The following is a 12255-nucleotide window of genomic DNA, read 5'->3' on the forward strand; positions in this document are numbered from 1 at the left end:
TCAGCCAGGTTCGGCCACGACCTGGGTGGACGCAACCCACCCAGGCTCAAGCCGACGAAACGGTGCGATGGTCAATCCCAGGCCGGCCAGCAGCACATACAGCAGGCCGGCGACGGCGAAGAGCAAGCTCAAGCCGCCGACCTTGCCGATACCGAGCACGGGGGCCAGCCAGGCTTGCAGCTCGCTGCCTTGGCTCATCAATGGAATCGCCCAACTGTCGGCCAGCGCACCCGCGCCCAGCGCCCCGAGCGGCAGGGCCAGCAGGCAGACGATCTGCCGGGCTGACAGTACCCGACCGAGGATGGCGTTGGGCAGGCTACGTTGCCAAAAGCTCTGGTCGCTGCTGGTGCTCAGTGAAAAGCAGCCAAAGGCGACGAATGCCGCCGCATACAAAACCACCGGCGAGGTACTGACACCTATGCCCAGGATGCTGACGCCGAGCATCAGGTCCGCGAGCAATACCGTGCGGATCAATCGCTGTGGTGGACGGGCAACCACCCACAATGAGCCGCCCAGCATGCCCAGGCCGCCGCAGGTCATCAGTGTGCCCAGCACCAATACCGAATAACGCTCCAAAACCATGGGCGCCAACAGGACCGAGGCCAGCCCGAGCATCAAATGCTCGACGCCCAGGTAGGCAAGCAACGCGCAAAACGCCGGACGCCCGCGCAGCACCGCCAAGACGGCTGCCAATCCGCCCACGGCCACGACACGCCCTTGGCCGGTGGCGCGCACCGCCGTCGCCACCCAGGCGAGCCAACCGAGCACGCCAGCGGAAAACAGCACCGCACCGACATCCAGCAACAACAGTCCAGGAACTCCAACGCTGCCCAGCAACAGGGCCGCCAGGGTGGGCGCGATCAGTTGCGGCAAGCCGACCATCAGTTGCATCAGGCCGTTGGCCCGGCCAATCGCTTGCGCACTGCTCAAGATTCGCGGGATCGCTGCCTGGCAAGTGAGCATGCGCATGACCTGGCCACTGGAATTGACGGCGGCAAAGGCATACACCTGCCACCGTTCCAGCTCGCCTTGCTCGAACAGCCACCAGAGGATCAGCGCCGCGAAACCGCTACCGGCCTCGACGCCGAGCAGGATCGCCCGCGCCTCGCAGCGGTCCACCAACCAGCCCGCCACGGGCGCCAGGAGCAGTCCCGGCAACGCAGACAGCGCGATGACCAGGGCGTAGTCCGTCACACTGGCGTGCTGCTGCAACAACCAGATGCCCAGGCTGAAAGCCGCAAGGGCCGACCCCAAGGTGGAGACGACCTGACCCGCCCACGCCCATACCCAGGGCCGCACCGAATGCTCAATTTCCATGGGTTTGAAACGCCTCCAGCGCGGGCCAATAGTGTTTTAGGTACTCGGCCAAAGTCCGTGCCGCAGGCGCTTTGAGAATCGACAGGTGATCACACCCTTCAAGCACGTGGCGCTGACAGTCCCCGGCGAATGCCTCCCAGCCATCCTCGGTTTCGCCATGACCTCGCCCGGCCTTGAACACTACCACAGGGCCCGGATAGACCGATGCCGGTCGATAGTCTTTCGCCAGGTTGGCGTAAAACACCCGCAAAGGACCACGCAACGCATCGGCACGGGCTTGCGCGGGCATCAAACCGACGGCTTGCATGCGCGTCAGCAATCGGGCGCATTGCTCGTCCGGTTCCAGCTTGGCCAGGCTGTCGACGTCGAGGCCCAGCTCACACCCGACCTCCATCTCCAGCAACGCCACATAGTGCGCCAGGGCCCCACGCGAATCACTGGCCAACCGCGTGCCAGGCGCGCGACTGTCGAGCACCAGCACCGGTGCCACCCCAGTACCCTCAGCGTGCAATTGGCGGGCGACTTCAAAGGCCAGCCAGCCGCCAAATGAGTGCCCGAGCAGGTAGTAGGGACCGTTCGGAACCTGCGCGCGGATTTCCCGTACATAAGCGCTGGCTGCAGCCTGCACCGAGGCATGGGGCTCGCGCTGGCCGTCGGAACCACGGGCTTGCAGGCCGATCACCGTCAATCGCGGGTCCAGTTGCCGGACCAGGGGCACGAAGCTGGCGACATTCGCGCCGGCGCCGGGGATCATGAACAGGCAGGGCGCGTTCGGCGCGCCGGTTTGCAGGACCAGGCTGACGCGCGCGCCCGACGGACTGGCAGGGCGCTGCTCGGCTCGCGCCAGCGCCTGCTCCAAAGCCTGCGCCAGCCGTTGCAAATGCTCGGGGTCGCGCATGATCGACCAGTGATCGCCCTCGATACGCTGCTCGACCAGCTCGGCCCCCAGCAGCGCGCGCCAGTCGGCTGCCAGATCTCGCGAGCCACTTCCCGCAGGGCCTGCCGATGTGGCGCGGAACAGGTGCACGGGCAGGCCTAGCGGCGCCGGCCGATAGCGAACCATGGCATTGCGCAGGTTCAGGTTGAGACGGGCTCGGCGGCTCAGCTCCTGGCGGTCGAAACCGGCTGGCAGCCAACCCCGTGCCTGGGCCGCAGCGATCACCGCGTCCAGATCGAGCCCGGCATGCCAGGTGTCCTGGGCAGGGTCATCGGCGCTGTCGCCGACCCGGTGGTGCGCAAAGTACCCGATCAGTTGCTGGCGCAGGCCGGCTTCGTCGAAGCTCAGCGCCAACGGTGCGGCGCGCAGGGCGCCCGGCTGGCTGCTGTCGATCAGCCCGAGGAACGCTACCGGGCAATCCTCGCCTAGCAGTTGGCGGGCCATTTCATAGGCCAGCACGCCGCCCGCCGACCAGCCGGCGAGCTGATAGGGACCGTGCGGTTGGACCGTGCGCAGCAGCTCGATGTAGCGTCTGGCCAAGGTCGTGTTGTCGACGCCGTCGTCCAGTTCGGCGGCGGCCTGCACGGCATAGATCCCCCATTCCGGGTCCAGATGCTGCGCTAGCCGGACATACGGCAACGCCTCGCCCGTGCCTTCATGGATGAAAAACAGCGGCGCGCGACCCGGCGAACCGGCGCGAATGCACAGCAGGCCTTGGGCCGCGACGCTGGCAACGTCCAGCGTAACGACCTCGCGGGCCAGCGCGGCGAGGCTTTCAGCGCTGAACAGGGCGCCGATGGCCACATCCATTCCCTGCGCGCGCAAGCCGTCGAGCAGTTGCACGAGCAGCAACGAATGCCCGCCCAGGGCGAAGAAGTTGTCGTCACGACCGATCTGCTCGATGCCCAGCAGTCGCGACCACAGTTGCGCCAGTCGCGTTTCCGTGGTGCCGCGTGGCGCCGCATAAGGACGCTGTTGCAAGGCTTGCTGATCGGGAGCCGGCAGGGCGCGCCGGTCAAGTTTGCCGTTGGCGGTCAAGGGCCATTGCTCCAGCTGCACATAGGCGCTGGGCAACATGTGCGCTGGCAATTGTCCGGTCAGTGCTGAGCGCAATTGCCCAGGCTCCAGGTGCCGGTCCGGCTCGGCCAGCAGATAGGCGACCAGGCGCGCATCGCCGGGATCGTCCTGACGCGCCAGCACCACCACCGAGCGCACGCCGTCCAGGGTACTCAGCCGGGCTTCGATTTCGCCCAGTTCGATGCGGAAGCCACGCACCTTGACCTGCTGGTCGTTACGGCCCAGGTAGTGCAAGGTGCCGTCGGCGGTCCAGCGTGCCAGATCGCCGGTCTTGTAGAGACGCTCGCCTTGGCCGCCGAAAAAGCGCGCCGGCTGGAAGCGCTCGGCATCGAGCGCCGGTTGATTCAGGTAGCCGCGCGCCAGGCCTGGGCCGGCGACATACAGCTCGCCGACCACGCCTCGCGGTACCAGTTCGCCGTGGGCATCGAGCAGGTAGACCCGCAAGTCCGGGATGGGCCGGCCAATCGGTGCCAGCCCGGCCTGGGCATGGCAGTCGGTGGCTTCGATCGGCTGGTAGGTCACATGCACAGTGGTCTCGGTGATGCCGTACATGTTCACCAGGCGGGTAGCCTGGCTGTCCGGCCGTTCGAACCAGGGCCGCAGCGCGGCGGCATCCAGGGCCTCGCCACCGAAGATGACACAGCGCAACCGATGGGGTTCGGCGCGGGTCTGTTTCATCCAGGTATAAAAGGCGCTAGGGGTCTGGTTGAGCACGGTGACGCCGGCGTCCACCAGCAGGTGGTAGAAATCCTCCGGGCTGCGCGAGGTCAAGTAGGGCACCACCACCAACCGGCCACCGTGCAGCAGCGCACCCCAGATTTCCCACACCGAGAAGTCGAAGGCGAAAGAGTGGAACAAGGTCCAGACGTCCCGGTCGTTGAAGCCGAACCAGGCGTCGGTAGCGCTGAACAGCCGCATCACCGCGCGATGCTCGATCATTACGCCCTTGGGCACGCCGGTCGAGCCCGAGGTGTAAATGATGTAGGCCAGGTCCGTGTCACTGGCTCGCGGATCGGCTGCCAGGTCAATGCTGGACAAATGCCCCCATTCACCGGTGTCCGGGTCCAGGGATACCACTGCGCACGATGCGGGGATCTGCAGCGTCTCAGGCAACGCAGCCAGGGTCAGCAGGACCCGTGGCGTACTGTCGTCGAGCATGAAGTTCAAGCGCTGCACCGGGTAGACCGGGTCCAGCGGGACATAGGCGCCTCCGGCCTTGAGGACCGCGAGTATGCCGATGAGCATTTCGATGCCGCGCTCGGCGTGGATCGCCACGCGGCTGTCCGGGCCGACCTCCAGGTCGCGCAGGCGATGGGCCAGGCGATTGGCCCGCTCGTTGAGCGCCCGGTAGCTGAGGGTCAGGTTCTCGTATTGGAGCGCAATGGCGTCCCCACGACGTGCGACCTGGGCCTCGAAACGTTGGTGCAATCGTTCGCAGCTCGGGGCCGCCAGCGCCAGCGCCGGATTGAAGCCATGCAGCAACTGCTCGCGCTCGGCCGGGCTGAGCAGGTCAATGCGGGTCACGGCCCGGCGATCGTCGTCGACCATGGCCCGCAGCACGGCCAACAGCGCCTGCCAGTGACGGGCCACGGTGTCGGCATCGAACAGCGCGGTGGCGTAGTTGAAGCCACCCTCGATGACATCGCCCGCTTCATGGACATCCAGGGCCAGGTCGAACTTGGCCGTGCTGACCGGCGCGCCGACGCTGTGCAATTGCAGTCCGTTGCCGAGGTCGAGGTTGCCCTGCGGAACGTTCTGCCAAGCCAGCATCAGTTGGAAAATCGCGTTATGAGCCAGCGAACGCGGTGGGTTGAGCGCTTCGATCACTTGCTCGAACGGCAGGTCCTGATGCTCTTGGGCGGCCAGCGCCAGGCCCTTGACCTGGGCCAGCAGCGCACCCACCCGAGGCGCGTCGCCCAGGTCGATGCGCAAGGCCTGGAAGTTCACGAAGAAGCCGATCAGCGGCTCCAGCTCGACCCGGTTGCGGTTGGCGACAGGTGAGCCGATCACCACCTCGGCCTGGCCCGACAGCCGACTGACCACCACGGCCCAGGCCGCCAGCAAGGTCATGTACAAGGTGGTGCCATGGCGCCGTCCAAGGGCCTTGAGCCCATGGCTCAGTTCGGCATCGATACGCACCGGCAGGCTCGCCCCAGCGTAGTCCTGTCGAGTCGGACGCGGGCGGTCGGTGGGCAGGGTCACGCAGGTCGGCGCGCCGTCCAGGTGGGCCTGCCAATAGGCACGTTGGCGTTGCAATTCGTCCGCCTGCAGCCATTGGCGTTGCCACAGCGTGTAATCGCCGTACTGGCGCGCCAGGGGCGGCAAGGGATCGACCTGATCCTGGCTGAAGGCTTGGTAGAGACGGGAGAACTCGTTGGTGAGTACGCCCATGGACCAGCCGTCCGAGACCAGGTGATGCACCGTCACCAGCACGACATGATCGTCGACATCCAGGCGCAACAGGCGTGCGCGGATCGGCCACTGACAGGTCAAGTCGAACGGTCGGCCGGCTTCCTCGGCGCACAGCACCTGCCAATCCGCCGCGCCGGGCGCGCTCAGGTCCAGTACGTCCAGGGCCAATGCCCGTGGTGGGTCGATCACCTGCCGCGCTTGGCCGGCAAGGCTCACGAACCGGGTCCGCAGGCTTTCGTGGCGCGCCACGATGCGATCCAGGCTGCGGCGCAGCGCCTCGATGTCGAGCTTGCCGCGCAGGCGCAAGCCCGCCGGCATGTTGAAGGCTGCTGTCGAGTCCGGGTTGAGTTGCTGGATCAGCCAGAGGTTTTGCTGGGCGAACGAGAGTGGCAGGGGCTGGCTGCGGTCGGTTTCCTGCAACGGTTCCAAGCGACTGCGCCCGGCGTCGGCCAGCACTGCCGCCAACGCATGCAGGCGCGGTTGGGCGAAGACCGCCGAGAGCGGCACTTCCAGGCCCAGTCGATGGCGCACTTGAGCGAGCAACCGCAATGCCAGCAGCGAGTGTCCGCCCAAGGCGAAGAAGTCGTCTTCGCGACCGATGGATGCGACACCCAGCAATTGGCTCCAGATTGCCGCCAGGGTCATTTCCAGCTCGCCCTCGGGCTGGCTATATTCGGTTTGCGCAAACGCCTCGGGGGCTGGTGCCGGCAAACGTTGGCGATCGACCTTGCCATTGCTGGTCAGCGGCAGGGCATGCAGTTGTACAAAGGCGCTGGGCAACATGTACTCGGGCAGGCGCTCGCTCAGTTGGCTGCGCAGGTCCAGCGGCGACAAGGTCTGCTCGGCGCTGAAATAGGCGACCAGGCGCGGGTCGCCGTGGTCCGCCGGCAGCACGATGACCACCGATTCGCGCAGCCCGGGCAATTGATCGAGGCGGCTTTCCACCTCGGCCAGCTCGACCCGATAACCGCGAATCTTCACTTGGAAGTCATTGCGCCCCAGGTACTGCAGCGTCCCTTCGGCGGTCCAGCGGGCCAGGTCGCCGGTCTTGTACAGGCGCGCGCCGGGAGTGGCGTCGAACGGGGCCTCGATAAACCGCTCGGCGGTCAGCTCGGGACGGTTCAAGTAGCCTTGGGCCAGGGCCACGCCGGTGACATGCAGTTCGCCGACAGCGCCTTGGGGCACCCATTGGCCATGGGCATCGAGCAGGCACACCTGGGTGTTGGCAATCGGCCGTCCGATCACCGGTACGTCAGGCCATTGCTCCGGATCGTCGGGCAGGGTGTGGGTACACACCACATGGGTTTCGGTCGGGCCATAATGGTTGTGTAGGCGCGCTCGGGGATGGTGCCTGAACAATGTGCGTAACGCGCCGGTGATGCGCAGCGCCTCGCCCGCGACAATCACGTCCCGCAGCATGGCCAGTTCAAGCGGGGCGTCGGCCCAGCTGTCGGCCATCGCTGCCAGGGCGATATAGGGCAGGAACAAACGCTCGATACGCGCCTGGCCGAGCCAGCGCGGCAGGCTCGCGAGGTCCAGGCGCTGGGCTTCGTCCAGCAACACCAGGGTGCCGCCGCTGCCCAGGGTGGAGAAAACCTCCTGAAACGCGACATCGAATCCCAGCGCGGCGAATTGCAGGGTACGAGCCGGGCCGGGCAACGGCTGTTCGGCCTGCCAGGCCAGCAGGTTGCTCAACGCCAGATGGCCCATGGCGACCCCCTTGGGCAGGCCGGTGGAGCCGGAGGTGTATATGACATAGGCCAGGTCATCGGGGCTCGGTTGCCCGAGCGATGGCGCGGAGGGTGCCTGCATCGCCGTTGCCGCCAAGCGCACCGACAGCGGCGTGCAACGGTCGCTGCATTGCAACGCTTCGACGCGCTGCGCATCCCACAGCAGCAGGCACGGCTGGCAATCCTCGATGATGCCTTGCCGGCGTGCGAGGGGCTGACTCGGGTCGAGCGGCACGTAGGCCGCCCCGGTCTTGAGGGTGGCGACCAGGGCCAGCACCATCTCCAGGCTGCGCGGCAGATGGATCGCCACGCGTTGGCCGGGCCCCGCGCCCAGCGCGATCATCTGCCAGGCCAGGTGATTGGCCTGGCGATCGAGCTCAGCGTAACTCAGCCCGCGCCCATGCAGTTCGACCGCGATGGCGTCGGGCTGCAACAGCGCCTGGCGCTCGAACGGTTGGTGCACCCAGCCGGCCTGCGGGTAGGCGGTTGGCGCCGGGTTGAGGCCGTGCAGCAGGTGCTCGCGCTCCTGGGCATCGACCAACGACAGGCGGGCCAGCGGTTGGCGGTCGTCGGCGCACAGCTGGCGCAACACGTTGACCAGGTAGCGCCAATGCCGATGCACGCTGGCGGCATCGAACAGCGCAGTAGCGTAGTTGAGCCCGCCGACGATGCGCCCCTCGGCCTCATAGAGTTCCAGGGACAGATCGAAAGGCGCAGTGACCTGCTCGGCGGCCAGACTGGTCAGGCTCAGGCCATCGAGGTCCAGCGCGCTGCGTGGGGCGTTCTGCCAGGCGAACATCAATTGGAATACCGGGCTGTGTGCCAGCGAGCGGGGCGGGTTGAGGGCTTCGACCACATGCTCGAACGGCACGTCCTGGTGCGCCTGGGCCTGCTGCGCGTGCTCACGCACCTGGGCCAGCAACTGGCTGACGTCCGGTTGCCCGGCCAGGTCGATGCACAGCGCCTGGGTGTTGACGAAAAAGCCAATCAACGGCTCGACTTCGCTGCGTGTGCGGTTGGCGACCGGGGTGCCGATCACCACGCGTTCCTGGCCGGCCAGGCGCCCGACCACAATCGCCCAGGCCGCCAGCAAGGTCATGTACAGCGACGTGCCGTGGCGGCGACTCAAGTCCTTGATCGCAGCGCTGGTCGGCTCATCGAGTGCGACCGTCAACCGCGCACCGGCGAAGTCCTGGCGGGGCGGCCGTGGACGATCGCTGGGCAGGTCGACCCGCTCGGGCGCATCGCGCAGGTGTTCGAGCCAATAGGCCAACTGCTCGGTACGACGCTCGCCGGCCAGCCAATCGCGTTGCCAGGCGGCATAGTCGGCGTATTGGATCGCCAAGGCCGGAAGCGGATCCGCCGCGCCCTGGCGGAACGCTTTGTACAAGGTCGACAGTTCGTCGATCAGCACCCCGATGGACCAGCCGTCGGCGATGATGTGGTGCAGGGTCACGTGCAGCAGGTGGCAGCAAGGGCTCTGCCGCACCAGCAGCACCCGTAGCAACGGGCCCTCGCTCAATGAGAACGGCCGAGCAGCTTCGCTGGCCATGACTTGTTGCAGGCGGGCCGGGTCGCTAGCGTCCAGCGCCAGGCAGGCGAACGCCAGGCGCGGCTGCGCGTCGATGACCTGGCGGACTTCCGCGTCCTGCTCGACGAAACGGGTCCGCAGCACGGCGTGGCGTTCGACGATGCGCGTCAAGGCGTTGCGCAGCGCCGCTTCGTCCAGTTCGCCATCCAAGCGCAAGGCGCCGCTGATGTGGTAGGCGGCGCTCGCCTGCGCATCCAGGCGGGCGATGAACCATAGACGTTGCTGGGCAAACGACAAGGGGCGCGCAACGCTCTGCGGCAGCACCGTGATCGGCGCCAGGGCGCTGCGCGTCGCATTGCCCATGACGCTGGCCAGCGCGGCCACGGTCGGGTGCGCATACAAGGTCGCCAGGGGCAATTCCAGCCCCAGGCGCTGGCGCACCCGGGAGACCCATTGCACCGCCAGCAGCGAGTGTCCGCCGAGTTCGAAGAAATGATCATGACGCCCCACCTGAACGACGCCCAGCAGGTCGCGCCAGATCTCGGCCATGAGCGTTTCCTGTTCACCGCTTGGCGCTTCATAGGCCTGGGCGGTCCAGGCGTCTTCGCCGGGCACCGGCAAGGCGGCGCGGTCGAGTTTGCCGTTGGGGGTCAGGGGCAGCGTGTCCAGGGGCACGACCAGCGCTGGCACCATGTACCCCGGCAAGCGGCTCGCCAGGGCCTCGCGCAGCGCCGTTGGCGTCAACGGCCCTGCGTCCGCCGTCGCCACGGCATAGGCCACCAGCGCGGGCTCGCGACCATTACGCTGGACCGCCAGCACTGCTGCGGCGGCCACGTGTGGAAGCGCGAGCAGAGCCGCTTCGATTTCCCCCAGTTCGATGCGAAAACCACGAATCTTGACCTGGAAATCGTTGCGCCCCAGGTAATGCAACTGGCCGTCGGCGTCCCAGAAACCCAAGTCGCCAGTGCGGTATAGCCGCGCCGTCGGCTCGGCACTGAACGGGTCGGGCAGGAAGCGCTCGCGGGTCAGTTCGGGCCGCCGATGGTAGCCACGCCCCACGCCGGCCCCGCCGATATACAACTCGCCAGTCACGCCCACCGGCAATGGTTGCCCCGCGTCATCCAACACGTGCACCTGAGTATTGTCGATGGGCCGGCCAATGTGCGGGACAAAGCCGCGCGCGCGGTCCATCGAGGCCCAGGTCGAATAGACCGTGGTCTCGGTCGGGCCATAGAGGTTGTTGACCTGGTGCACCGCGCCATGGGCGAACAGCCGCTCGACCAAGTGTCGCGGCAGCGCTTCGCCGGCGAGGTTGACGGTGCCCAGCGAGTCCGGCAGCGCATCGGCGCGCAGCAAGGCGTCAACGGCCGACGGCACACTGTTGAGCAGGCTCAGAGCGGGACGGTGCTCAAGCAGGGCAAAGGCGTCGTCGACCAGTTCGAGGGTGCCGCCGCAGGACAACGGCGCGAAGCATTCGAACACCGACAAGTCGAAGTTGATCGAAGTGCTGAACAGGCTGTGGGCAAGGGTTTCAGCGCTAAAGCTACGCAGGGCCCAGTCGAGGAAATTGCGCGCGTTGCGGTGTTCGATCATCACCCCCTTGGGTTGCCCGGTAGAGCCGGAGGTGTAGATCATGTAGGCCAGGTGGCTGGCCTCCAACGCCACAGCCAACGGCGTCGTGTCGCCGGTGTGCAAGGCCTCGTCGACATTGAGCTGCCGGCAGGTAGCGGCGAGGGTGAGGCCCAGCGGCGCGTCGCCCATCGTCAGCACTGCCACGGGGGCACTGTCGTCGAGCATGTAGGCCAGGCGTTGAGTCGGGTAGGCCGGGTCCAGCGGAACGTACGCGCCGCCCGCCTTGAGCACGGCCAGCAGCGCGACGATCAATTCCGGACAGCGGCGCAAGTGAACACCGACCCGTGCCTCGGGCCCGACACCCAGTGCTTGCAGTTGCCGAGCCAGGCGATTGGCCTGGCGGTCGAGCTGTCCGTAGCTGAGCACGCGCCCCTTGCAACGCACCGCCTCAGCCTCCGGGGTCAAGCGAGCCTGTGCTTCGAAGCGCTGGTGCAGCAAGGCACGTTCGGGCTGCGTACGCTGCGTGGCGTTGAACCGGGCCAAGCGCTGATGCTCGTCCGCCGGCAGGACGTCGAGGGTTTGGGCGAACTGTTGCGCGTTGTGATCCAGGGCTTCGACCAGGCTGGCGAGGGCACGGTGCAGGAAGGACCAGACCCGTTGCGCCCCCACCGAACCGGCAATTTGCGCAGTCACGCCGAAGCCTTGGCCAAGGTCGTCCACCGAAACGGTGAAGGGATAGTTGGTGCGTTCAGCGCTGCTCAACACTTGCATGCCCTCGACACTTTGGTGTGGCGTGTCTTCCAGGCTGTAGCGAAAATTCAACAGCGCGGAAAACAACGGCGTGCTGGCCGGCACGCCGCTGCAGCGCTGGGCCATGGTCAACGGTGCGTGCTCATGTTCGAGCAACCCCAGCAAGGCCTGATGAGTACGTTGCAGGCTGTCGCTTACCGAGCTCTGCGCGAAGCCGATGCGCAACGGTAAGGTATTGATGAAAACCCCCAATGCCTGATCGGCGCCTTGCACGCCTTGCAAACGACCGAGCAAGACAGTGCCGAATACCACGTCGGCGCGTCCGGTGGCCTTGCCCAACACCAGCGCCATGGCCAGGTGAAACAGACTGGCGACACTCACCTGATGGCGCCGCGCCGCCTGGCGCAGGGCGAGCGCCAGCGTGGGGTCCAGCGGCCCGTGGGCCTCGTCGATTTCACCGGTATTTTGCACATCCAGCAGGCCAAACGGGGCGGTGGGTTCGCTGACGTCGGCGAGCATGGTTTGAAAAAAAGCCTGCTGTCGGGCGCTGTCCTGGCCGCGCCGGGCGTGCCCGACGAAGGTCCGGAACGGTACCGGTGCGCGCAACTGCGCCTCGCGGCCCTGCTGGATCAGCACGATTTCCTCGACCATGCGTTCCAGGGTGGTGTGGTCCAGCACCAAATGATGGTGCAAGACCTGCAGCAACCAACGTTGCTGGCCGGCGTCGAACGCCTTCACCACCCGTAGCAGCGGCGCCTGGCGGATGTCCAGGCGCCGTTGCCGGGGATTGGTGTGGGCCTGTAGTTGAGCGAGCGCATCGGCTTCGGTAATGCGCAGGATCTCGATGGGCAGCGGCGCCTCCCGCCAGACCACCTGCACGGGTTGCTCCAGGTCTTCCCAGGCCAGGGCGGTGCGCAAAATGTCGTGGC

The 12255-nt window shown here is 66.7% G+C and carries 2 protein-coding genes (1 of these 2 running past the window's edge); both read right to left on the minus strand.

What is annotated here, in order from left to right; all coding sequences use genetic code 11:
• Positions 1–1317: an MFS transporter gene (locus tag PSH86_RS15930; RefSeq protein WP_305483715.1), complete on the minus strand. Its 1317-nt coding sequence runs from the start codon at positions 1315–1317 to the stop codon at positions 1–3.
• Positions 1307–12255: the 3' portion of a non-ribosomal peptide synthase/polyketide synthase gene (locus PSH86_RS15935; RefSeq protein ID WP_305483716.1), read on the minus strand. The gene runs 6853 nt beyond the window's last position; only the last 10949 of its 17802 coding nucleotides appear in the window; the start codon falls outside the window, past its right edge — the gene reads right to left on this strand; it ends in the stop codon at positions 1307–1309. Before PSH86_RS15935 ends, PSH86_RS15930 begins: the two co-directional genes overlap by 11 nt.

This window comes from Pseudomonas sp. FP2300, from assembly GCF_030687595.1.
GTDB classification, from domain to species: Bacteria; Pseudomonadota; Gammaproteobacteria; order Pseudomonadales; family Pseudomonadaceae; genus Aquipseudomonas; species Aquipseudomonas bijieensis.